Below are 20926 nucleotides of genomic sequence, written 5' to 3'. Positions count from 1 at the left end.
TTTTCGTGATCATGGTTTTCCGGGCACACCGGGGCGCGGGAACGGAACCCGAATGTGAGGTTTCACGCAAAAGTGAACAATCCCGTGTCCTGAACGATTCCGGTCACATCGCGGGAGAGCGTGAGTGTGCGGGCAGCGGGCTCCGCCACGTCGCCGATCCGGTGATCCCGCCTTCGCTCCGGTCCGTCGAACGCCGCCCGTGCCCCGGAGTCCGAGCACCACCCCGGGAGAAGCTCGTCGGTTAGGCGTCGCCGCGCGTCGCCCCCGGCGTGGTTTTCGGGGCCGACCGGCGGGGGCGGCGGGGCCGTGCGGTCGGGTGGACGAGCGGGTCGCGAGAGCTCCGGGATCGCGGTCGGCCGTGCCCACCACGTTCGCGGGACCCCGGCCCGACGGCTCCGGCGAGGATCCGAAACGTCCCCGAGCCCGCGAGAGTTTCCCCGACGAGGCCGACGAGCTCATGCTCAGTGGTTGACCGGGGCCGATTCCGGCTCGTCGCGTCCGGCTCCGATCCCCTCCGTCGTGCCGGGCACCGCGGCGGCCGAGTCGTCGGCGGAGCCACCGTTGGCCCAGAGCCGTGCGTAGGCGCCGTCCGCGGCCAGCAGCTGCTCGTGCGAGCCCTGTTCGACGATGCGACCGCCGTCCAGCACCACGATCCGGTCGGCACGGGCCGCGGTGGCCAGCCGGTGCGCCACCACGAACGTGGTGCGGTCCCGGGCCAGTTTGGCGTGGGCTGAGGCCACCACCGCCTCGGTGGCCGGGTCCAGCGCGGCGGTCGCCTCGTCCAGCAGCAGGATGTCGGGGTCCACCAGCTCGGCGCGGGCCAGCGCCACCAGCTGCCGCTGCCCGGCCGAGAGCGACTTGCCGCCCTCCCCGGTCCGCTGTCGGAACCCGTCCGGCAGCGCCGCTATGCCCGGCAGCGCGCCCACCCGACGTGCCGCTCGTTCGATCTCGGCCGGGCTCGCCCCGGGACTGCCGTAGGCGATGTTGTCCGCCACGTCGCCCGCGAACAGGTGCCCCTCCTGCGGCACCACGGCCAGGTGGGAGTGGTACTCGGCCAGCGGATAGTCGCGGATGTCCACCCCGTCCACCAGCACGCACCCGCCGGAGACGTCGTAGAACCGCGCCAGCAGCTTGACCAGGGTGGACTTGCCCGCGCCCGTGGCCCCCACCAGGGCGACCGTCTCGCCCGGGGTGACGTGCAGCGACACCTCGGACAGCGCCGGCTCGTCGGTGGCCGGGTAGGCGAACGACACCGAGCGCAGCTCCACCTCGCCGTCGAGCTCGCTCGGCACCGTGGCCGGGCGCTCTGTCTCCGGCACCGAGGTTCGGGTGCGCAGCAGCTCCCCGATCCGCCGCAACCCGACCCTGGCCTGCTGGTAGGCGTCGAACACGCCGGACAGCTGCTGCACCGGGCTGAAGAACAACCCCAGGTACAGCAGGAACGCGGCCAGCACGCCCGCCGTCAGCTCGCCCTGGGCCACCCGCGCCGCGCCGACGCCGAGCACCACGGCCTGCGCCACCTCGGACAGCAGCGACACGAACGGGAAGTAGGTCGCGATGTAGCGCTGCGCCCGCAGTCGGGAACGCCGGTAGGCGTCGCTGCGTGCCGCGAACTTCTCCGCCGCCAGCCGTTCCCTGCGGTTGGCCTGGGACACGCGCAGCCCGGAGACGTTCTCCTGCATCTCGGCGTTGACGGTGCTGACCCGCTCTCGGGCCTCGGCGTAGGCGGTCGACGAGACCCTGCGGAAGATCAGCGTGGCCACCACCAACAGCGGTGTCACCGACAGCGCCACCAGCGCCAGCGACGGGTCGGTGACCACCAGCGCCACCGCCACGCCGAGGATCGTGGACAGGCTGACCACCGCCGTGGCCAGCCCCGTCTGCAGGAACGAGGACAGCGCGTCCACGTCGGTGGTCATCCGGGTCATGATCCGCCCGGCGCGTTCCCGCTCGTAGTAGTCCAGCCCCAGTCGTTGCAGCTGGGCGAAGCTGCGCAGCCGCAGCAGGTACAGCAGGGTCTCGCCCGTGCGCGCGGCCACCACCGTCTGCCAGCGCATGGCCACCCAGCCGAGCAGCACCACTCCGGCACCCACGGCGGTGGCGGTGAACAGCGCGTCCGGATCGTTCGCACCGACCCCGCCGTCCACGCCCCAGCGGATCAGCGAGGGCATGCTCACCGACACGGCGGCACCGGCCGCGACCAGCAGCACCGTCAACACCACTCCCCAGCGGATCGGCCGGAACAGCTTGGCCAGCCGGAAACCCGGGTCGGGGGCCGTGGGGTCGGTGCCGTTCAGCTCGGGTTCGTCGGTGGCGGGCGGCAGCCGGTCGATCGCGGCGCTGAGCTCCTCACTCGGCGGGGTGGCGGCCACGGTCGAGCCCTTCGGACGCCCGGCACCAGAAGCGGGTGGCGTTCCGGCGGCCGATCTCGCCGCGCCCGCGCTCCGGCCCGCCGCCCCCACGGCCGCGAGCGAGTTCTCGGTGCTCGTGGCGGTGCCGGTCCAGTAGCCGTGCCGCTGGCCGCGTTCTTCCCCCGGCCACAGCTCCGGGGTGGGTTCCTCACCGGGCTCGCACACCGGGTGCCTGGGCCGTTCGGCCGCCCCGGACGGGGCGGGCAGCAGTTCGCGGAACAGCTCGGAGCGCTGCTCCAGCTCCCGCTGGGTACCGATGTCGACGACCTCGCCCTCGTCGAGCAGGGCGATCCGGTCGGCCAGCGCGAGCGTGGAACGGCGGTGGGCCACCAGCAGCGTGGTCCGTTCGGCGGTCACCGAGTCCAGGGTGGCGTGGATCGCGGCCTCGGTGGTCGGGTCCACCGCCGAGGTGGCGTCGTCCAGCACCAGGATGCGGGGGTCGGTCAGCAGCGCGCGTGCCAGCGCTATCCGCTGCCGCTGGCCCCCCGAGAGGGTGAGGCCGCGTTCACCGACCAGGGTGTCGTAGCCCTGTGAGAGCTCGGTGATGAACTCGTGCGCCTCGGCCGCGCGGGCGGCCGCGATGATCTCCTCCTCCGAGGCGTTCGGGTGCCCGTAGGCGATGTTGCCGCGCACGGTGTCGGAGAACAGGAACGCCTCCTCGAACACCACACCCACTGCCGAACGCAGCGAGTCCAGTCGTAGTCGCCGGATGTCCAGAGCCTTCCGCCCGTCACCGTCCGGGCCGATGCGGATGCTGCCGGAGTGCACGTCGTAGAACCGGGAAAGCAGCAGCGAGATGGTGGACTTGCCCGAGCCCGCCGAGCCGACCAGCGCCAGCGTCTCGCCGGGGCGCACCTCGAACGAGGTGCCCCGCAGCACCGGCTGTTCGCCGCCGTAGCCGAACCGCACGTCGTCCAGCTCCACCCGCAGCGGACCCTCGGGCAGGTCCACCGCGTCGGGCGCGTCGGTGACCTCGGGCTGTGAGTCGATCACGTCGTAGAGCCGTTCCAGCCCGGCGCGGGTGTGCTGGGCCTGGATCAGCACGTTGGACAGCATCCGCGCCGGTGCGGCGAGCATGGTCAGGTAGCTCGCGAAGGCGATGAACGTGCCCACACTGACCTGGCCCCGCAGCGCGAGCCAGCCGCCCAGCCCCAGCACGCAGACCTGACCGGCCAGCGGCAACGCCGTCAGGTGGGCGGTGGGCGGCGCCGTCACCCGGGCCGCCCGCAACCGCTCGGCGAACAGCCTGCGGGCGCGGCCGGTCATCCCGCTGACCTCACGGGACTCCTGCCCGAACCCCTTGACCACCCGGACACCGCTGATCGTTTCCTCGACCTGCTCGGCCACGTCGGCGGCGCGCTGCTGCGCGCTCCAGGTGGCGGGGAACAGCTTCCTGCGGCTGCGGGCGGTCACCACGCCGATCAGCGGTCCCACGACCAGCGCGATCACGGTCAACAGCGGCGACAGCCACAGCATCGCCGTCAGCGAGAACACCGCCAGCATCAGCGTGCCCGCCGCCATCGGCAGCATGGACAGCAGCCCGTTGACCAGCTGCAGGTCGCTGATCGAGCGGGAGACCACTTGGCCGGTGCGCAGCGAGTCCTGCTTGCCGCCGTCGAGGCGCTGCACCGAGCCGAACACGGCGCGGCGCAGGTCGTGCTGCACGTTCACGGCGAGCTTGCCAGCCGTGTAGCGGCGCACGAACGCGGCGCCGAACCGGAACAGGCCGAGGCCGAGCATCGCCGCGACGATCCAGCCGAGCCCCTCGGTGCTGCCCGCCACCGCGTTGTCCACCGCGACCTTGGTGAACACCGGGACGGCCGCCTCCATGCCGACCGCCGTCACGGCCGCCCCCATGGACAGCAGCACGGCGGTGGGGTGACGCCAGCAGGCCGCGCTCAGGCGGCGGATCCAGCCGGGTTTGGACTGAGCTTCTCCGGATTCGGGCACCCCGCCAGGTTAGGACTCCGCACCGACGCCTCGCTTTCCAGGAACGGGGCTGTCCGGGCGGGGTGTGCGGGTGGTCACTCGGCGGAACCTCCGGCACGGCTCTCGCAGTGTTGCTGGGGCGGTCGCTCTGGTGGGGTGGCCGGTTAGCCGTTACGTGAGTCGGCGCCTCGCGGCGTTGGGCCGGCTCTTGAGTAGCGACCTACGCGGCGAGCGGCCCTGCCTTGCAATGCATCCGACTCACGCACCGGGGACACCCACGCTGCGACCCGCACGGTCGCTTCCCAACGACGGCCTCCGGGGCGTCGATTTCGCGGGCGGTCTCAAGGGTTGAGTGCCCGAGGGGTGAAGAGTTGGACAACGTTGCGTGGCCGCCGGATGACCTGGCTGGTCGGGGCGGGTGACGGGGGTGCTGTTTCCGGGTGCCGTGCCGTTAGGATCGCTGGTCGCGCGTACTGGGTTCGTGGTTCCCTGGGGTGTCTCGTTCCAGAGCAGTTCGGAGACGGCCGACCGCTGTCGGCCGCCACAACCGTCCGACCGAGTACAACAGCGGAATTTCCATGTCTGAGGTGTTTTCCTAGCGGCGTTATCGGAGAGTGCCATGAAGTACGTGTGGTTCGGCGTGCTGCTTCTGCTGGGCCAGCTGGTGCCGGAACTGCTGTTCCCACCGGAGGGCGTCACGGTGGAGATCGGCCGCTTCGGGGCCATGACGGGGACCGCGGTGCTGGCAGCGGTGGTTCTGTGCACCTGGGAGCGATGGTCGCAGGGGCGCGGTCGCTGGTCGCGTCGAGCCCGAGCGTACGAAACCGAGGTTTGATCGGCACTCGAGTTCGTCGAGCAGGAGTTCTCGCGAGCGGTTCTCGTACGTGGTGGGAACGTCGCGTCGGCACCGGGAGTCGAGGTCCGCTGTCGGTTCGTGAACCTCGGCGGACTCGCGACTCCTGACGAGCCGCTGCCGCGAGTTCGTGACGTCTTCCCTCGCCCGAGCGGGTCCTTCCGCTCGGGCGGGGCCGGTTCGTTCGGTGGAAGCCGGAGCGGCCCACCTGGCTCCGCGTCGGTGCGCGCTGCGGCAGTGCGCCGCTGTCGGATCAGCGTGTGCTGTGCGAACGGGGTCCCCGGTGTCGCTCGGTTGTTCCCCGGAAGGTCATGGGCTGCGTCGGCGGGTCGATGGGCTCGGTCGGCGGCTCGACGGGCCGCGTCGGCGGTTCCGGTGATGAATCCGCCTGTCCGTGTTCGGGCCGAGCGCCCGCCGTCAGCAGCTTCCCCGTTCTCGGGTGTTTCCGTAGCTTCTCGACCGCTCGGGTCGCCGGGGGCGCACCGAGCAGCATCACGACCAGCACCACGCTCGCCCCGACCAGGAAGCCGACCACCACGTCGTGCGGGAAGTGCGCTCCCACGAACACGCGGGAGGCGGCGGTCGAGATCCCGACCAGCAGTGCCGGAATCCCGAGCTTGCGCCAAGCGAACACGATCGCCAGGGCCGTGGCACCCGCGACGGCGGAGTGGTTGCTCGGGAAGGACCAGTCACCCGGCGGGTCGCAGGCCGCGATCGTGTTGACGTCCGACAACAACCGGCACGGCCGCCCCACCTCGAAGAAGCCCTTGATGGTGTCGTTGACGAGGTAGGCCGCGATCATGCCGAACGGCGCCAGCAGCGCTAACGCCATGTCGCGCGCGGGGAGTCGGCGTGCCCGCCACCCGGCCCAGGCGAGGACGGCGGCCATGACGAACAGCGAGCCGTCGGTGAACAACATCGCCAGCGGGTGCACGAAGTCCGGTGTCGAATTCGCGAACTCGATGATGTGCAGGTACCAGTTGGCGCTGATGTCCGGGACGTCCTCGACGCCCGAGACAGCCTGGTCGGTCGTCGACGTGGTCAGCCCGTTCGGCGGGCCCGTTTCGTACATGCCGTCCTCGTCAGGGGTCGTGTCTCACGGGATCACCGGGGCCGCTCGGGGAGCGGCGAGCGCTCCGCTGCGGCAGGAGGAGATCCCTGCTCGGTTCGGGTGGTCGTCCTGCGGTGGGTCACCCCGACGTGCGCGACGTCGCCGGGGCGACGCGATCTGTTCACGCACAGTACCGCCGCGCGGTTTCCGCCGTTCACCCAGACGAGAGATTCAGTTCGGTGACACTCTTCACCGCGACGACACCGGCTTCCGGACCCCGGCCGATCGGGGCTGGAGCCGGACGGACCGGCCCCGACCCGTGTGGACCCCGCGTGCCCGTTCCCGGTTCCAGGAGCCGCTTCCTGAGCGCTCAGCGCGGACGGGCAGCCGTGCCGCTCAGCTCGTTGCGGCCAGCAACGCGGCGTTGTGGCGCGGGCGGCGCAGCAGCCATCCGCACAACCCGCCCCACATCAGCAGGTTCGCGGCGAGTTTCACCGCAAGCACGGCGCCGCTCTGGGCGTAGAGCACAGGGTAGGCCGTGAGCACCAGGAACGGATCGGCCAGTTCGACCCAGCGCAGCCCGATGCCGGTCGAGGTGAGCGGCACCTGGACCAGCAGCGCCCCGGCGATCAGCAGGGTGGCCGTCCGCTGGTTCCGCAGGCCGTTGACGACGGCGGCCGTGAGCAGTCCGGTCAGCACCAGCGCGGCCCAGTCGAGCAGCAGCGCCAGCAGCACGAAACCGATCCCCGGCTGGATCACCGGGTCCAGTCCTTCCACGGCCTGGGCGGTGAGCAGCAGGCTTCGTGGACCCGATTCGAACTGGTAGGTCATGTAGACCAACAGCAGCAGCCAGGCCGCGAGGAAGGCCGTGGCGGTGAGCACCACGGAGCCGATCACCGAAGTGATCCAGCGCCCGGAGCCGAGCACCAGCTGCGCGTGGGTGTGCAGGCCGTTCGAGCGGGAGGCGGCCTGCGTTACCGCCGTCAGCAGCGCGTAGAAAATCACCAGTTCCATCGCCAGGGTCCGTGGCTCCAGCGAGGACAGCACGATCCAGTCCCCGTAGCTCGGCTCGTGAGGCAGACCGGCCGGGGTGGAGCTGGTGCCGACGAAGAACCAGGCCAGCAGGATCACCGGGGTGGCCCAGCGCAGCGCGGGCAGCGTGGCCAGCAGCACCGCCAGCCGTGCCGTGCCGCCGCGCCGAACCGGATTCGGGTGTCGTGGCATCACCAGCTGTCCAATCCGCGGAAGGGTTGTTCGATGTCGCGGCCCAGGTCCTCGACATTTCCCAGCGGCAGCTCCGCCCGCGAGAGCAGCGCCAGCAGTTCGTGCAGCGGCGCGGACTGCTCGGCGAGCACCCCGATGTAGGGGTCGATCCGGTGTGTCCAGTCGTGTTCCTTCAACACCGTGGCGGCGGCGTGCCGGGTGGCTTCCGCGTCCTCGTCCTCGGCCGCGAAGCGCAGTCGCCACCACCGGGGGCTGTCCTCGGGCCAGCGGGTGACGACCTCACCGCCGGAGATGTAGACGATCTCGTCGCTCATCTCGTCGACGTCGGCGATCGAGTGGCTGCTGAAGATCACCCCGGTTCCGGCACGCGCCCGCTCGCCGATCAGCTCCTTGAGCCGGATGATCCCGGCGGGGTCCAACCCGTTGCCGGGCTCGTCGAGCACCAGCACCTCGGGATCGCCCAGCAGCGCCCGCGCCAGGCACAACCGGCGCCGCATTCCCAGCGAGTAGGTGCCGACCCGCTTGCGCGCCGCCTGGCGCATCCCCACCGCGTCGAGGCACTCGTCCACCTCGTTCGACGTGACGCCGCCCAGCATCCCGGCCCACTGGTCGAGGTTGCGGCGCCCGGAGACGCTGTTGATCAGCCCGTCCTGGTCGAGCACCGCGCCGAAGCTCGGCCGCGTGCCCTCTCCGGTGTGGTGGTGCAGCTTTCCCGCGCTCGGTTCGATCAGGCCGAGCAGCGCGGCGAGCAGCGTGGTCTTGCCCGCGCCGTTGGGGCCGACGATGCCGACGGTTCGGCCACTTCGGACGGCGAGGTCGATGTCGCGGACCGCCCAGTGGTTGCCGAAGCGTTTGCCCAGTTTCTCGGTTTCCAGCAGTGCCCGGTTCGGGGTTTCCATGTGGTTGTGCGACCTAGCGTTCGGCTCGGGGGGCGAGTAGGGCGATGACGGTGATCAGTGCCGCGTCGACGAGCAGCCACAGCGCGGGACCGATCGTCCAGTTCAGCGGGTTGTGCGGGAAAAGGTGGGCCCCGTGTCCTGGGGTGAGCATCAAACTCAGAGGAGTGAGTCCGAGCTCTTCACCCCCGAACGCGCCGAGTATTATCGCCAGCGGCGCGCAGACCAGCGCGACCAGCCGGGGCGTGCGGTAGACGGCGAGCAGGTGCGCCACCAGCAGCACGCCCACCGAGACCAGGCAGCACCACAGCAGCATGACCAGGTCCACGACCGGTCCCATGGCGTGCATCCCGGGCCACAGCAGCACGCTTTCGTCGACGGTGCGCAGCGGGTAGACGAACAGCGCCAGCACGTCGACGAAGACCACCATCGTGGCCGTCGTCACCACTGTCCGACCCGCCGCCACGCGTATCGAGCCGAGCACGTGCTCGCGCGGCCCGACTCCCGCGATCCGCAGGTACGGACTGCGTCCGGTCTCCTGGTCGGTCACGAACACCGGCGCGGCGGCCAGCACTCCGACGAACAGCGCGAGGATCACGGGTACCGGATCCGAGTGCGCGAAGTAACCGATCGCTGCTTCCTTCAGCGAGATCCGGTGCTGCAGTTCCACGACGAACAGCGCGATTCCGAGCAACAGCCCGGCACCGATGTTCACCAACGGTTGGCCGGGCCAGTACCCGGCCGAACCGTCGCGTCTCAGGACGGGATTCATAGTGATGCGAATCTAACACGGATGATCATGGATCCTGCCGGAGAACTTGGCAAGGGTCTCGAATACCGAAGAGTCGGCATGTCCGCGTATTTCGATTCTCGTGGGTTTTCCCGCCTGCTTGACCACCGCACCATCGTGCGGCGAGACGATGTCGATATCCAGCGGGCGCTCGCGCAGCTCGCAGCCATCCCGGGCCTGGTGGGAACGTCGAGCGACTTTCGAAGTGGCGGCCTGTACTCGAAGACGCCATTTCCTGTGGACTTCGAAGAGTTTTGCCGCTGAAAAATGTGAGTCTCGGCACCTTCGGGAGCAGGGTTGGTGATACGGGGACCGAAAAAATCGGGTTGCTGCTGGAAACCTCGCATTCGGTAGGATGCGCCGTCGCGCAGTACGAGTCTCGTGGTGGTTTTCGCGTCGAACCGTGCTGCCGGGGCGAGTGTTGTCGGGAGCCGGGGAACGGAGTCGATGGACGAGGACGAGGTACTGCACGAGGGCGATCCGGTGGTGATCGCGCGGATCGCGTTGTCGATCCGCTCGGCCTCCGCCGCGGAGGCGTTGCGGGCTGGGATGCGGCTGATCGAGGACATCGGTGCCGAGGAGGTGCGTGTCCAACCCGATGAGGACAGCGCCACTCCCTTCCCGTTCCACAAGCTGGAACTGACCGTCTACCGCAAGTACGACACCGACGACGGGATCAAATACGCGCTGCCGGAAGCGGTGGTGCCGCTCGTGGATCGCCTCGGGCTGTACGAGGACTCCGTGCGGTTGGATCCGGAGCGGCTGGGCGAGGCCTACGTCGAGTTCGGTACCGAAGGGCGACTGGGGCGGCGTCCGGCAGGCTGCATCAGCGGCACGATCCGGGCCGAGCTTGGGCTTTACCCCTACCAGGTGCGGAGCGAGCCCAGAATGCTGATTCCGGAACTCAACTTCACCGAGGGGAGAAGACTCAATTCTTGCGCGAGCTGCTCATCAGCGGCAGCTTCGGCAACGACGGTGTGCCGCGGGTGCGGGTGGTCGCGAACATCGAGATAGCCACCGAGGACGAGCAGGACGCGCTGGCCGTGGCCGAGGATCTGCTGGCGCCGTTGCGCTCGGAGCCGCCACCGGGGTGGACAAGGTCATGCGAGAACCAGATCTCGATCACAGCAATGACACGGTGTCGATGCTGCTGCTCGGCGAGTACGACTACGACCCGAACGCGGTGCTGCTGCGGCTGGCCGAGGCGATCACGCTGCCCGGCAGGTGGAGCGGCCCGCAACGGCCCGCCGAGTGGGAGGCGATGGTCGTCCACGACTTCGCGCCTCCGCACCCGGCACACGTCCTCATGGAGTGGCAGGCCACTCGGCGACCCGCGCGGGGCCCACTCAAGCTGGATCTCCACGCCGCTCCCGGACTGATCATCACCGAGAACGACAGCGTCTTCGGAGTTACCGAGGAGTGACCACGTCCGGCAGTCGGGAGACTGCCGAGCACACCGCCATCACTCGGTTCGGCGGAACTCGCGGGAACGCGGGGCGCTGAGCGCCTAGACACCGGTGCGCCGTTACTCGCTCGCCAGCGCGTTGAGCTGTTCGGTGAGGTAACCGGCGAGTCGCTGCTTGTCGGCGGGGGCGAAGGTGTTCCAGTCGGCGCCGTCGTTGTTGCGCCGGGCCGTGATGCTGTAGCGGCCGTCCTCGGTGTCGCGCCAGCCGATGGCGGGTGGTCGTGGTGTTTCGCCGTCGGCCGCGTCACCGGTGATGAAGAAGTAGCCGATCCGCTCGGTGGGCAGCGTCAGGATCCGCTGCGCCGCCCGCAGTTGCCGATCGCTGCTCCGGCCGGGCGGCCGGTGCTCAGCATCGGTCAGCCAGGAGTCCCCGTCGGTCTCCGGGCCGCCGCCGGAAGCGGCGGTGGTGTTGACAGTGGCCGTCTCCAGCGTGCCCACCGAGACCTCGGGCAGCAGGTCGGTGCACTCGCGGACCAGGCTCCGGGTGTCGACGAACCCGACCCGGAGACCGTCGCTGTCCTGCACCGCCCGCACCCCGAGGTTGCCCGAGACCGAGGCCCGGGCGCGGAACACCTCCTCCGTCGCGGTTTCCAGCCAGGTGACCGCGATGTCGAGCTTCGGGGAGTGCAGCAGTCGCAGCGCCGCTTCCACGTCCTGGTCCGGCTCCCGGCCGTCGGCCAGACCACGATCGGTGAGCTCGCGCCACACCGCCTCGCGGATCCGGGAGCGCTCCTCGGTGGTGCCGCCGTGGTACTCCAGCTCGAACGGGAATCTCCGCAGGTCGATGCCGAGGTCCTCGCAGAGGACGTCGGCCGCGCGCGTCGAGAGCGTGAACGAACTCGGCATCAGTCGCGGCCGCCCTCCTCCCGAGGTGTGGCGCCGATGACGGGCGGAGCGACTCGGGGCAGTCCGAGGTCGTCGGCGATCTCGTCGGTTTCGAGTACGTACTTGCGCTCGTGCTCCTCCTCGTTCTCGTCCTGGCCGCGGGCCGCTCCGGCGCCCGCGCCCATCGGCACGCGGCCGCCGCCGCGCCCGGAGGCGGCCGAGGATGTCGCGGTCGTGCCGCTGGTGGAACCTCCGGTAGGGGCGCCGCCGACACCGGCCCGGCCGCCGGGGCCCAGCGCCGAGCCACCCGAGCCGTAGCCGCCGGAGCCGTAGCCGCCGGAGCCGTAGCCGCCGGAGCCGTAGCCGCCGGAGCCGTAACCTCCCGTGCCGTACCCACCGGCCCGACCACCGGAGTGTCCGCCGCGTCCACCGGAGACGCCGCCGGCTCGGCCGCCGCCCGGCACCCCCTGGCCGGGCGGGACCGGCGCCCACCTCCCGTTGGCGGAGTTCTGCCGCAGCCACTGGCCGGTCCTGGGGTCCTGTCGGTAGTTCGTGCCGTCCGGGCCGCGAACCGCTCCCGGTGGTGGCCCGGAGTTGCCCGCGCCGCCGGAACTCCAGGCGGGTGCGGTGGCGGAGGGCTGCTGTGGCTGGCCGTGGTGGCCTGCCGGGGTGTTCGACACTCCCGACGTGGGGGGTGTGGTGGCGGTGTTCGGGGTGGAGGCCGCGTAGGTGCTCGACGGGGTGGTTCCGCCGACGGTTGAGGTCGTGAAGCCGCTGTCGCCGGATACGGTGTCGTTGTAGCCGGCGACGGCGTCGCCCGCCGTCTGCTCGGGGGATGTCGGGGGAGGGGCGAAGCGCGGCGTGTTCTCGGCGGCGCCGCCGAAGTCCGACTCCATGGTGGACATCACGCGGGCGGCTTCCTGGTGCGCCTGCTTGGCTTCCTCGGCCTGCTGGCGGATCTCGGTGGCGCGCTGCACGACGGTCGTGGGGTTCGGGTCCGAGGCGAGCGTGGCGAGCTCGTGCACCAGGCTGAACTCGGGGTCCTCCGGCATCGAGTTGCGGGCCTGCTCGCCCGCCTCGGCCTGCAGACCGATCTGGTTGGCGGTGAGCTGCGCGGCCTCGCCGGAATGTCCCATGTGTTCGGAGACGGTGTTCACGTGCGCGCGCATCGCGTCGCCCGCCCGGCCCTGCCAGTTCCGCTCCGTCCTCGCGGCCGCCTGCCGGAGGCGTTCGGAGAATTCGATGAAGTCCTTGCCGACCTGGTGATAGTAGCGTCCTATGTCGTGCACCGACACGGGGTCGAATTTCTCCCGCACGAACTTCTCGAGTTCCTTGTGCGGATAGGATTCGTAGGCGGTGCAGCCCAGTTCGGCGGGTCGGCCGCGCAGCGACTGGTCGCGCGACATGGCCTTGGCCTGCTGGGTGCCGTAGTGCTCGGCGGCGTTGGCGGCGACTTCCTTGGCGCGGTGCACGCTCATGTCGCCGTTGCCGACCGGCATGTGTCCGCCACCCTGGTGCTCGAAGTCGCCCCTGGCGCGGTTGTAGGCCTCGCGTTCCCGGTCGGCGATGTACTCGTGGCTGCGGTAGTCCTGGTCCCCCTCGGACACGAAATCCCCCTGCCGCTCAGTTGTCCGAAATGTTGTGCTCGACCATCGGTGCGGCCTTCTTCACGAGGTCGCACGCTGTCTCGACTGGGTCCGTAGCTTCAGCTGTACTGCTTACCGATATTGATGAACTGCTTGATACGTTAAATGCCAGCGAGCAGTTGTACTTACCTGTCTTTGCTATTACTGCTTCACGGCCGTTGAGTTTAGTTGAACTTGTCTCGTCTTTCGAGAAGTTTATTTGCCCTATGTGTTTGTCTCTGTATACGGAGACATCGATTCCGCTTGTTCGGGTTATTTTCCATTGGCATGTCGATTTGTCGAACTCGTTTATCTCTCCGTTGTTTTTTATTTCGAGTTCTTGTGCTTGCTTCTGGGTTATTAAATCGCAGGGTTGCTTTTCTGCGAGTTCTCCATTTTCTTTGCTGCTTCCTCCTTGGTTGTCGGTTCCTTCTGGAGTGTTTTTTTCGTTGCTGGCGTTGCCTCCGCAGGAGACGGTGAAGACAAGTAGGGCGGTAATTATTCCTATCGGGAGATAGTTTCTCTTGCTTGTCATTTTAACTCTTTAGGTCGATGTTCAGTGCGTTGTTCTCGTCTGTGTTCTGGTATGTTTTTATTCCTTTCTTGATTGCTTCGATTGTTTTGGGTGTATTCTCACGCATCGTGGTGATCAAGTGTTCGAAAGATTCATCGTCACCGTCGGCTACTTGTTTATTGAAGGTGGATATAGCTTTTCCGGCTGGGCTGTGTCCCAGTGGAGTGTCACGTTTGATTATCTGTATATCCCTGCTTCTTTCGTAGAGATACTCCTCCAGTTCCTGGAAGATTTTGATGAGTTCGTCGCCCGCGTCGGGGGTGATGGCGAACTGGCCGTTGTCGGCGGCGGTGATGATGCCCTGCATGGCGTCGTTGGTGGCCGACAGGTTGCCGGTCAGGTTCTGGTTGTCGTTCATGGTGCGCGTTGATTCCCCCATCGTCGGCGTGTGCCTCCGAAAAACCGACCTTACTGATCTTGTTCGATGGGGGGCAACGCGTTGTCGACAACGGGGGAGCGTCACCCCGTAGGTTCACCCGGGTGTCGCAGCGGGGTGCTTCAGGGTGGTGAGGAAGCTCTGCCACGCGGTGGGGGAGACCGCGAGGGTGCCGCCGTCGCGGTCCTTGGTGTCGCGGACCAGTACGGCCGAGGCCGCGAAACCGACCTCGACGCAGTTTCCTCCCCCGGTGCTGCGTGATGACTTACGCCATTGGAGTTCCTGCATGCTCGGCTCTCTCGTCGGCTCGGGTCTGTAGTACCCGTAGTGATTCTGCCGGATCGAGGGCATGAGCACGAAGATGATCCATGACACGTGAGTAGCGCGTTACCTGCTGAGCTTCCTCCAGGTAGTGTCCACCGACTTGCGACTCCAGGTACACGACTTCCGGGTGTTCCGCACTTGGGAAGCCGAGGATGGTGAACGCGCCCGTGGCCGGGTGTTCACCGGCTTCCAGCGGCATGATCTGGACGGTTACGTCGCTGCTTTCGACCAGTTTGGCGATGTGGTGAAGCTGTTCGCGCATCACGTGGTGACCACCTACCGGGCGTCGAATAGCGGCTTCGCCTATCACTGCCCACAACGTGAACGGCGAATCGTCGTACAACCGACGCTGTCGCTGCAAGCGCAGTTCCACTCGCTGCTCCAGGTTCTCCTCGGTCTCGTCGAGGACCGTGGCGCGAGTGTCCGCACGTGCGTATGCCTCGGTCTGCAACAAGCCCGGGACAACGTCCACTTCGTAGGTACGGATGGTGTCCGCCTCCGCTTCCAGGCCGACGTACGTTTCGAACCAGGACGGCAGGGCGTCCGCGTACGAGTGCCACCAGCCCTTTCGGCTCGCCTCTCTGGCGAGGTTGGTCAACATCTCTCTCGTCGCGGTGTCCGCGCCATAGATGGTCAGCATGGCGAGTAGGTCAGAGACACGGACTCCTTGATGGCAGTCCTCTATGCGACTGATCTTGCTCTGCTTCCAGTCCAGCGAACGAGCCGTCTCGGTCTGCGTGAGTCCTGCCTGCTCACGTAGTTCGCGCAGTTTCCTCGCCAGTATGCGTCGCCGCACTGTCGGACTGATCGCCATATGACCAGTTTTCATGAGTGCATAGCGCTCTCACAAGATCCTCACCTGATCGTGTACTTACGAAATCGCATTATGCGATGACAGCCTATGCTTAACGATGTCCTCAGGGAGGAGCCCAGATGTCCTGGTGGTGGTTTCGGCGGCGGGAGGGAGTGGCGGCCGACTCCGAGCGGTTGGCGCACGCCGTGGACGTCGCGGTGGGGCACAGCTACCTGATCACGCCGTGCGGGCGGCACTTCTCCCGCCGCGACACCGAGTGGGTGCCGGACCCGCGCCGCCGCGCGCACCGTGGTGGTGTGGCCGGTGAACCGTGCGCGGCGTGCGTGATGCGGGTGCTGCTGAGCCTGCCCGGTGGTTGAACTCAACGCCGTTCGCGCGAGAACCGTCCTCCGTGCGGGCGAGTGACTCGCGCTCGCGACCGCCCCGAGAGGCCCGACCTCTCGCTTTCGACGCCCGACTTTTCGTTCCAGTGGAAGGAGCCCGACATGTTCAGTCTCGGTTGGCGTGGTCCGGTGGTGTGGTGGAACCCGGTCGACGGATACCGGCACGCGTTCGGCCCCGAGGAGCCCCCTCGCCCCGAACAGCACCGCGAAACCCTGTGCGGTCTCCCGGTGACGCTCACCAGCCCATCCGATGTGGACTGGCTGATGCCCACCTGCGACTCCTGCATGGCCGAAGCTCTCGAACGCACTGAGAACCGCGAACAACGCCAGCGCGACGCCCGACGCAGACTGCACGACCAGTTCGGAACGGAGTTCCTGTGATGCCCCGCACGAACCGCTCGGCCCGCTCTGGCTCCTGGGTGCGGTGCTCGCGCTCGTGCTCTGCGGTGTCTTCCCGCTGCGCGGCGGCAACGGGCAGCACGCCGACTCCGGGCCGGGCGCGCTCACCGTCCGCATCCTCACCGAGCGCCACGCGCTCGCCGCCGCGCCACCATCTCCGCAGGAAGCCCGGGAACTCGCACCCCGGCTCGGGCCCGACCCACGAACACCGCCGCCCCGCGCGGTGCCCGACCACGCCGAAGCGACGACCGAGCGAACCACCGAGATCCACTGGCCGCTCGAGGACCCGGACCGTCCGGGGCGGTTCCCCGCGTGCGGGGTTCATAGGGCTCCCGCGTTCCCACCGGTCACTCCCGGCAGGCAACGGCACGGTCCCAGCCTGGTGGAGCAGGACATCGCCGAACTGCTGGGCTGCTTCCCGCATCCCGACAGTGCCGGGCCGGAGCCCGGCTACATCGGACGCCACCGGCTCCTGGCGCGCGGCTGACCATTTCCAGTAAGTCGGCCCACTGCTTACTCGCTAATAATACTGAGAAATACAAAGCTGGTGGTCGTGCCGACTCGTTCTCCGATCGGAGGACAGCGGCGGGCCCGACGGCCACCGGCAGATCCGCCCATCGGCATCGAACGTGTCAGGGGACGCGTGGCAGCGCGAGCCAGTCCTGCCAGGTGATATCGCGGCCCAGAAAACGGGGGTTTCGGAAGGGCCAGTCGGTGGCGATCCACCGCGGCAGCAGTGCCTCGAGTGCTTCTTCGGCCTCACCACCGACGAGTTCGTCCACCACCCACCAGGATATTTCGCCGTCGGCGCCGACGCGTTCGGGAGGATCGATGTAGACGCAACCGAGGATCGCCGTCTCCTCCTCGTCGAGCAGTGCGTAGTTGAACGAACGGTGCGCGGCTGCTTCCCGCTCGTGTCGCAGCAGTTCGACGCGGTCCTCTTCGTACGTCATCGCCTCCCTGGGCCAACCCCAGGCCGGACCGAAGGTCCGCCACAAACGTTCTCGGGAGCCCATCACGGCGGGGTAGTCGAGCGCGGTGTCCGCCTCCCGGATCGGCCGCAGGTGAAGCGCGGTGTCGGGCACGGGGGTGTGGCGGGGGTGGACGAAGTCGTCGGGTAACCAACTCACGACGACCGAGGCTACAGTCGCTCATCGGATGATCCACGAAAGCGCTGCGGTCCTTCTCGTCCACTGGTGGCGGAACGGTGAACGCCGACTGTAGAGATACTCCGGGCGATTGACCACGACGGCGTGCGTTCCGGACTCGTACCTGTGCCGGGAAACGAGCAGCGGTCCCCTCGTGCGGCACGACGGCCGCCCACCGAGTCGACTCCGGGACGGCGCGCCGGTGCTCTCCGCTGCCACCCTGCTCCCGTGGACACCGAGGAAGTGCGGCGCCTGGCCGAGCGGGAGAACGCCGAGTGGGGTGCCCGACCGGAGCGTGACCCCGCCGAGGTTCCCCGTCCCGCTCCGCCACTGCCGCCCGAGGTCGTGGATGAGGTACTGCGGTCGGGCAGGGGAGAGTGGGTGCCCTATGCCCCGCTGGGCTCCGATCCGGACGAGGTGGCCGACCACGCCGACGTGACGGACAACATCGTCGGGTTCCACGCCGTAGCGGCGGGCAGCGTTCTCGTGGTGCGGTTCCGCTGGCTCGCCGACACGCGGCCGCACGACTACCTGCTGCACCTCGACCTCACCGACGAGGAACCGGGCACCCTCCTCGGTGCGGCCACGCTGCTGCTTGAGCGGCTGCGCGGCTTGGCCCACCGCTGGCTCGAGCGCGAAACCATCCCGCTGTCCGGGAACGTGTCCATCGTGCGGTTGCCCGGGGCATGTTGAAGATCATTGGGCGGGAAACGATAGAGTGCAACACTTTTCTTTTAGGTGATACACTTCGGGCATGCCGACCTCACGAGCTCGACACATGATCACCGAGACCGAGGAAGTCACCGAAGCTCTCGACGAAGCCGCTCGCCACTGGCCGGAGGAGCGCAGTCGGGGCAGGCTCCTGCTTCGTCTGATCACGGAGGGCCATCATGCGTTACGGCGTACCGATGCCGAGATCACCGTGAAGCGCCGCGCGGCGATAGAGCGGCAGCGCGGAGCGCTGACCGGTGCCTACGACGAGGGCTACCTCGCCGAACTCCGTGAGGACTGGCCGACGTGATCATCATCGATGCGAGTGTGCTCATCGCCTACTTCAATGCTTACGACGCGCATCATCACCGAGCCGTTCAACTCCTGATCGACAATGCCGAGGAGTCACTGGCCGCCAGTGCCGTCACCATCGCCGAGATCCTGGTTGGCCCAGCACGCAGTGGGATGCTCGAACGCGCCCGGAACGCGCTGGAGGACCTCGAGATCACCACTGTTCCACTCGGTGAGCAAGCACCGACCCGGCTGGCAACGCTGCGTGCCCGTACCAACCTCAAGCTGCCGGACTGCTGCGTAGTGCTGGCCGGTGAACATGCCGATGCCTCGACCGTCGCCACCTTCGATCACCGACTGGCCGCCGGTGCGGTGGAACTCGGATTCGCCGTGCTTCCGGACGACCAGCCTACGGGCGTCGCCTAGCCCCGTTCCGCGAGCCGGTCCCGGAACCACGCGGTCAGGCCGAGGTCCACCTCGCGCGCCGGCGGCAGCTGCGGTGCGGGTTCGATGCCGGGTTCCTCGGCGAGCGGGTGGGCCAGCTCGGGAACCGACAGCAGCTCGGCCCGTCGCCCGACGGCCTCGACCAGGTCGAACGCGTCGGCATGCAGCGCGGGGTGGTCCCGCTCACCGCTGACGACCAGCAGCGGCGCCCGATCGGCGATCCTGCCCGCCTTGGCGACGAAGTCCAGGTCGTCGGCGACCTCGGCGGACTCGGCGTCGTAGGTGTACTCCCCTGGGAACAGGTCCACGACGGACCTTATCCGGATGGCGGCGTTCACCAGGGCCCCCGCGAACACCGGTGTGTCGGTGTCGGCCAGTATCCGCAGCGCGACCGCCCCGCCCAACGAGCCGCCGAGCACCCCGACAGGGCCGTCGTCGACCGGCAGCCGGGCGCGGAGGGAGGCCAGCGCGTCCGGGAACTCCTCACTGGCCTGCCGGACGAACGGGTGAAGGAAGGACATCAGCGCGTCCTCGCGCATCAGCTCCAGGATCGCCTCGGGGCCGTCGCCGACCGTGCGCGCGCCGCACATCGGCATGCCCAGGTGCACCCGCCAGGCGGGCAGGTCGTTCATCGGCAGCGCGGCGGCGAACGCGGCGTCCGACCTCGGCGCGTCCAGCATGTGCCAGGTGACGACCAGCGGTGCGTAACCTTCCCCCTCGGCGGGCGGCAGGGCGGTGAACGGCACCCCGGCGGCCGTGCCCGTGATAGGTGAGTTCATACGGCCACGGTAGGCCCACGGACGTGCGTGTGGAATCGATTACGCCGGTGGCGGAAATCGGCCCGGACGCGACCACTCCGTCACGGACTCCGCACCCCAACGGTTCGACCGGCGTTTCCCCGGTGCGGGGACATCGACGATTCCTCGGCGACCGGGACCGGCGTCACCGCAACGACCTCGTCCGGTTACCGCTCGGGGAAGCCCGCGAGAAGTCGGACCGTGACGGTTCGAGGCGAGTGCGGACGCCACACGGTGAAAACCGTTGGAACTCGGTGGGCGGGAATCGGATGATGGGCGGGTGTCTTCATCCGAGCAGGTAGCGGAGCGGCTGTGGGAGCACGCCGTGCTGTGGAGCGCGCGGGAGGTCCGTGCCGAGGAGGTCGTGCGCGCCGCCTGCGACGCGCTGGTGGCCGGGCTCGACGGCCCTGCCCTGCGCATCCTCGCCGCGTGCACCCGTGCCGAAGCCGACGAAGAGGTTCGTGAACTGCTTCCCGAGGTGCTCGGTGAGCTCGGTCTGGTCTTCTACCCGCTCGACGGCGAGGCGGCGCGGGAGCACGCCGTGCGGTTGCTCGCACGGTGGTTCCTGGCGGGTGGGACGAGTCCTCGGGAGTTCACGCGGCGTCTCCACCGGAACCACGGGCACGAGGTGGAGGCGGCTTTGCCGTTCGTCGGGCTCGACGACGTCTACGACACTCTCGAGTACACCGACTGCACGGTCGCGGAGCTCGACGCCGAGGTCGTCGCCGAGGCCCGCCGCATCGCGGCCCGTCCGAACGAGCCGAGCGGGCCCACCGGTACCTCCGGCTGACTTACCGGAACGCCCGAGAGCCCCTGTCGGACGGGTCCCGGCCAGCGACAGTGCGGTTCGTCGTCAGCCGCTCGGGGCGGTCGCGGCGATCAGCGTGAAGAATATCGCCATGTCGGCGGTGAAGTGCAGTGTCCAGTTCCAACAGAAACCCCTGGTGTGGTCGATCGCCAGCGCGAGTACCACGCCGAAGGAGCCGGACAGCAGGACGCCGAGGAGACCGCTCGGTGTGCCGTTGACGTGTGTGACTCCGAAGTACGCCGAGGTGAGTGCGATGAGTGCTGTCCTGCCCATCAGTGGTCCGGCGACCCCGTTGATCGCGTGCCGGAACAGGAACTCCTCGGCGGTGGCGTTGACGACTGCCGCGGCGGTGTAGACAGGCAGCCAGCTCAGGGCCTCGCTCAGCCCGGCCACGTTGAATTCTCCGACTCCGGTGGCGATGGTTCCACAGCAGACCACGAAGCCGACGGTCGTGCCGATCAACCTCCAGTCGATCCGGTGTCCGGCCACGCTCAGCCCGCTGTCCGCACGCCACCGGCCGAGCCGTAGTGATATCTCGTGCTGGTCCGGCCGGTACCTGACGAGCACCATCGCGGTGAGGACCAGCGGCAACACCTTGGCGCCGTTGACCGCGAGCACGCGTGCCGCGGTCGGCCATCCGACCAGGAGCGGTTCCATCAGATCCGACGCGACGGTGATGAACCACAGCCCGGTCACCGAAGCGGTCAGGACCAACAGCAGTGGTCGTACGGCTCGATGAAGGAAAACCGCGCTCGTAGCCAGCAGCACCGCGATCATTGGCGGAAATG

Annotated in this window: 25 protein-coding genes; 11 read left to right on the top strand and 14 right to left on the bottom strand. The window is 68.5% G+C overall.

The window, feature by feature from the left end; translation table 11 throughout:
• Nucleotides 1–461: 461 nt before the first annotated feature.
• Nucleotides 462–4361 carry an ABC transporter ATP-binding protein gene (locus BLQ75_RS12760; protein WP_092601911.1) on the bottom strand — a complete coding sequence of 1300 codons (3900 nt, stop codon included), beginning with the start codon at nt 4359–4361 and terminating at the stop codon, nt 462–464.
• Nucleotides 4362–4959: 598 nt separating this feature from the next.
• Between BLQ75_RS12760 and BLQ75_RS12755 the strand changes: the two genes are divergently transcribed.
• A complete protein-coding gene (locus tag BLQ75_RS12755) occupies nt 4960–5175 on the top strand; it encodes a hypothetical protein (protein ID WP_092601909.1) in 216 nt (71 codons plus the stop codon).
• A gap of 271 nt (nt 5176–5446) precedes the next feature.
• Here the strand turns inward: BLQ75_RS12755 and BLQ75_RS12750 are convergent, their stop codons facing one another.
• From BLQ75_RS12750 to BLQ75_RS12735, 4 genes are all read right to left on the bottom strand, one after another.
• Nucleotides 5447–6265 carry a phosphatase PAP2 family protein gene (locus BLQ75_RS12750; RefSeq protein WP_092601907.1) on the bottom strand — a complete coding sequence of 273 codons (819 nt, stop codon included), beginning with the start codon at nt 6263–6265 and terminating at the stop codon, nt 5447–5449.
• Between the two features lie 375 nt (nt 6266–6640).
• Complete coding sequence (locus BLQ75_RS12745; protein WP_092601905.1) at nt 6641–7468, bottom strand: hypothetical protein; 828 nt, start codon at nt 7466–7468, stop codon at nt 6641–6643.
• Entirely contained in the window at nt 7468–8367 is a 900-nt protein-coding gene (locus tag BLQ75_RS12740; RefSeq protein ID WP_092601903.1) for an ABC transporter ATP-binding protein, read from the bottom strand. Before BLQ75_RS12740 ends, BLQ75_RS12745 begins: the two co-directional genes overlap by 1 nt.
• Nucleotides 8368–8380: 13 nt before the next feature.
• Complete coding sequence (locus BLQ75_RS12735; RefSeq protein ID WP_170837460.1) at nt 8381–9136, bottom strand: hypothetical protein; 756 nt, start codon at nt 9134–9136, stop codon at nt 8381–8383.
• Nucleotides 9137–9157: 21 nt separating this feature from the next.
• On the opposite strand from BLQ75_RS12735, the gene BLQ75_RS12730 reads away from it, so the two are divergent.
• The 3 genes from BLQ75_RS12730 (at nt 9158) to BLQ75_RS12720 (ending at nt 10577) form a co-directional block, all read left to right on the top strand.
• Nucleotides 9158–9418, top strand: coding sequence for a hypothetical protein (locus BLQ75_RS12730; RefSeq protein ID WP_170837459.1), 261 nt, complete (start codon nt 9158–9160; stop codon nt 9416–9418).
• A 183-nt stretch (nt 9419–9601) separates the two neighbouring features.
• Nucleotides 9602–10168: a hypothetical protein gene (locus BLQ75_RS12725; protein ID WP_092601899.1), complete on the top strand. Its 567-nt coding sequence runs from the start codon at nt 9602–9604 to the stop codon at nt 10166–10168.
• An 88-nt stretch (nt 10169–10256) separates the two neighbouring features.
• Nucleotides 10257–10577: a hypothetical protein gene (locus BLQ75_RS12720; protein WP_139182969.1), complete on the top strand. Its 321-nt coding sequence runs from the start codon at nt 10257–10259 to the stop codon at nt 10575–10577.
• Between the two features lie 102 nt (nt 10578–10679).
• On the opposite strand, the gene BLQ75_RS12715 is transcribed toward BLQ75_RS12720, so the two are convergent.
• From BLQ75_RS12715 to BLQ75_RS12690, 6 genes are all read right to left on the bottom strand, one after another.
• On the bottom strand, nt 10680–11465 hold the full coding sequence (locus BLQ75_RS12715) for an ESX secretion-associated protein EspG (RefSeq protein ID WP_092601895.1): 786 nt from the start codon (nt 11463–11465) through the stop codon (nt 10680–10682).
• Complete coding sequence (locus BLQ75_RS12710; protein WP_092601893.1) at nt 11465–13051, bottom strand: PPE domain-containing protein; 1587 nt, start codon at nt 13049–13051, stop codon at nt 11465–11467. Before BLQ75_RS12710 ends, BLQ75_RS12715 begins: the two co-directional genes overlap by 1 nt.
• A 16-nt stretch (nt 13052–13067) precedes the next feature.
• Nucleotides 13068–13604, bottom strand: coding sequence for a DUF3558 family protein (locus BLQ75_RS12705; RefSeq protein ID WP_092601891.1), 537 nt, complete (start codon nt 13602–13604; stop codon nt 13068–13070).
• A 1-nt stretch (nt 13605) separates the two neighbouring features.
• Nucleotides 13606–14001 (bottom strand): hypothetical protein, encoded by a 396-nt coding sequence (locus BLQ75_RS12700; protein WP_092601889.1) that lies wholly within the window; start codon nt 13999–14001, stop codon nt 13606–13608.
• Between the two features lie 114 nt (nt 14002–14115).
• The gene (locus BLQ75_RS12695; protein WP_092601887.1) at nt 14116–14307 is read right to left on the bottom strand and encodes a DUF397 domain-containing protein; all 192 of its coding nucleotides are present in this window, start codon (nt 14305–14307) and stop codon (nt 14116–14118) included.
• Entirely contained in the window at nt 14285–15157 is an 873-nt protein-coding gene (locus BLQ75_RS12690; RefSeq protein ID WP_092601885.1) for a helix-turn-helix domain-containing protein, read from the bottom strand. Before BLQ75_RS12690 ends, BLQ75_RS12695 begins: the two co-directional genes overlap by 23 nt.
• A gap of 119 nt (nt 15158–15276) precedes the next feature.
• Here BLQ75_RS12690 and BLQ75_RS12685 point away from each other — a divergent pair, with 119 nt between their 5' ends.
• The 3 genes from BLQ75_RS12685 to BLQ75_RS12675 all read left to right on the top strand — a co-directional run bounded on the left by BLQ75_RS12685 (nt 15277) and on the right by BLQ75_RS12675 (nt 16426).
• Nucleotides 15277–15516, top strand: coding sequence for a hypothetical protein (locus BLQ75_RS12685; RefSeq protein WP_043576834.1), 240 nt, complete (start codon nt 15277–15279; stop codon nt 15514–15516).
• Between the two features lie 126 nt (nt 15517–15642).
• Nucleotides 15643–15921 (top strand): HC3 family zinc finger protein, encoded by a 279-nt coding sequence (locus BLQ75_RS12680; protein WP_092602057.1) that lies wholly within the window; start codon nt 15643–15645, stop codon nt 15919–15921.
• A gap of 43 nt (nt 15922–15964) precedes the next feature.
• Nucleotides 15965–16426 (top strand): hypothetical protein, encoded by a 462-nt coding sequence (locus tag BLQ75_RS12675; protein WP_092601883.1) that lies wholly within the window; start codon nt 15965–15967, stop codon nt 16424–16426.
• Between the two features lie 145 nt (nt 16427–16571).
• On the opposite strand, the gene BLQ75_RS12670 is transcribed toward BLQ75_RS12675, so the two are convergent.
• The gene (locus tag BLQ75_RS12670) at nt 16572–17069 is read right to left on the bottom strand and encodes a GNAT family N-acetyltransferase (protein ID WP_092601881.1); all 498 of its coding nucleotides are present in this window, start codon (nt 17067–17069) and stop codon (nt 16572–16574) included.
• Between the two features lie 246 nt (nt 17070–17315).
• Here BLQ75_RS12670 and BLQ75_RS12665 point away from each other — a divergent pair, with 246 nt between their 5' ends.
• The 3 genes from BLQ75_RS12665 to BLQ75_RS12655 all read left to right on the top strand — a co-directional run bounded on the left by BLQ75_RS12665 (nt 17316) and on the right by BLQ75_RS12655 (nt 18515).
• Entirely contained in the window at nt 17316–17780 is a 465-nt protein-coding gene (locus BLQ75_RS12665) for a hypothetical protein (RefSeq protein ID WP_092601879.1), read from the top strand.
• Between the two features lie 61 nt (nt 17781–17841).
• Nucleotides 17842–18108, top strand: a complete 267-nt coding sequence (locus BLQ75_RS12660; protein WP_092601877.1) for a hypothetical protein — start codon at nt 17842–17844, stop codon at nt 18106–18108.
• Nucleotides 18105–18515 carry a type II toxin-antitoxin system VapC family toxin gene (locus BLQ75_RS12655; RefSeq protein ID WP_170837458.1) on the top strand — a complete coding sequence of 137 codons (411 nt, stop codon included), beginning with the start codon at nt 18105–18107 and terminating at the stop codon, nt 18513–18515. Before BLQ75_RS12660 ends, BLQ75_RS12655 begins: the two co-directional genes overlap by 4 nt.
• Here the strand turns inward: BLQ75_RS12655 and BLQ75_RS12650 are convergent.
• Nucleotides 18512–19312, bottom strand: coding sequence for an alpha/beta hydrolase (locus BLQ75_RS12650; protein ID WP_092601873.1), 801 nt, complete (start codon nt 19310–19312; stop codon nt 18512–18514). The two genes, BLQ75_RS12655 and BLQ75_RS12650, sit on opposite strands and share 4 nt — an antisense overlap.
• A 298-nt stretch (nt 19313–19610) precedes the next feature.
• Here BLQ75_RS12650 and BLQ75_RS12645 point away from each other — a divergent pair, with 298 nt between their 5' ends.
• Nucleotides 19611–20120: a hypothetical protein gene (locus BLQ75_RS12645; RefSeq protein ID WP_211481339.1), complete on the top strand. Its 510-nt coding sequence runs from the start codon at nt 19611–19613 to the stop codon at nt 20118–20120.
• A gap of 63 nt (nt 20121–20183) precedes the next feature.
• On the opposite strand, the gene BLQ75_RS12640 is transcribed toward BLQ75_RS12645, so the two are convergent.
• A complete protein-coding gene (locus tag BLQ75_RS12640) occupies nt 20184–20915 on the bottom strand; it encodes a CPBP family intramembrane glutamic endopeptidase (RefSeq protein WP_170837457.1) in 732 nt (243 codons plus the stop codon).
• Between the last annotated feature and the right edge of the window lie 11 nt (nt 20916–20926).

The sequence above is a fragment of the Actinopolyspora xinjiangensis genome, assembly GCF_900104475.1.
GTDB classification, from domain to species: domain Bacteria; phylum Actinomycetota; class Actinomycetes; order Mycobacteriales; family Pseudonocardiaceae; genus Actinopolyspora; species Actinopolyspora xinjiangensis.
The sequence above is the reverse complement of the archived record's forward strand: the minus strand, read 5'-3'. Positions and strand labels throughout refer to the sequence as shown.

Excerpts from the sequence above, each read along its gene's own strand:
- BLQ75_RS12750 (WP_092601907.1), bottom strand. The coding sequence starts at position 6,265 with ATGTACGAAACGGGCCCGCCGAACGGGCTGACCACGTCGACGACCGAC.
- BLQ75_RS12690 (WP_092601885.1), bottom strand. The coding sequence starts at position 15,157 with ATGGCGATCAGTCCGACAGTGCGGCGACGCATACTGGCGAGGAAACTG.
- BLQ75_RS12730 (WP_170837459.1), top strand. The coding sequence starts at position 9,158 with ATGATCATGGATCCTGCCGGAGAACTTGGCAAGGGTCTCGAATACCGA.
- BLQ75_RS12740 (WP_092601903.1), bottom strand. The coding sequence starts at position 8,367 with ATGGAAACCCCGAACCGGGCACTGCTGGAAACCGAGAAACTGGGCAAA.
- BLQ75_RS12745 (WP_092601905.1), bottom strand. The coding sequence starts at position 7,468 with ATGCCACGACACCCGAATCCGGTTCGGCGCGGCGGCACGGCACGGCTG.
- BLQ75_RS12755 (WP_092601909.1), top strand. The coding sequence starts at position 4,960 with ATGAAGTACGTGTGGTTCGGCGTGCTGCTTCTGCTGGGCCAGCTGGTG.
- BLQ75_RS12735 (WP_170837460.1), bottom strand. The coding sequence starts at position 9,136 with ATGAATCCCGTCCTGAGACGCGACGGTTCGGCCGGGTACTGGCCCGGC.
- BLQ75_RS12725 (WP_092601899.1), top strand. The coding sequence starts at position 9,602 with ATGGACGAGGACGAGGTACTGCACGAGGGCGATCCGGTGGTGATCGCG.
- BLQ75_RS12705 (WP_092601891.1), bottom strand. The coding sequence starts at position 13,604 with ATGACAAGCAAGAGAAACTATCTCCCGATAGGAATAATTACCGCCCTA.
- BLQ75_RS12650 (WP_092601873.1), bottom strand. The coding sequence starts at position 19,312 with ATGAACTCACCTATCACGGGCACGGCCGCCGGGGTGCCGTTCACCGCC.
- BLQ75_RS12715 (WP_092601895.1), bottom strand. The coding sequence starts at position 11,465 with ATGCCGAGTTCGTTCACGCTCTCGACGCGCGCGGCCGACGTCCTCTGC.
- BLQ75_RS12695 (WP_092601887.1), bottom strand. The coding sequence starts at position 14,307 with ATGCAGGAACTCCAATGGCGTAAGTCATCACGCAGCACCGGGGGAGGA.
- BLQ75_RS12680 (WP_092602057.1), top strand. The coding sequence starts at position 15,643 with ATGTTCAGTCTCGGTTGGCGTGGTCCGGTGGTGTGGTGGAACCCGGTC.
- BLQ75_RS12685 (WP_043576834.1), top strand. The coding sequence starts at position 15,277 with ATGTCCTGGTGGTGGTTTCGGCGGCGGGAGGGAGTGGCGGCCGACTCC.
- BLQ75_RS12720 (WP_139182969.1), top strand. The coding sequence starts at position 10,257 with ATGCGAGAACCAGATCTCGATCACAGCAATGACACGGTGTCGATGCTG.
- BLQ75_RS12640 (WP_170837457.1), bottom strand. The coding sequence starts at position 20,915 with ATGATCGCGGTGCTGCTGGCTACGAGCGCGGTTTTCCTTCATCGAGCC.
- BLQ75_RS12700 (WP_092601889.1), bottom strand. The coding sequence starts at position 14,001 with ATGAACGACAACCAGAACCTGACCGGCAACCTGTCGGCCACCAACGAC.
- BLQ75_RS12660 (WP_092601877.1), top strand. The coding sequence starts at position 17,842 with ATGCCGACCTCACGAGCTCGACACATGATCACCGAGACCGAGGAAGTC.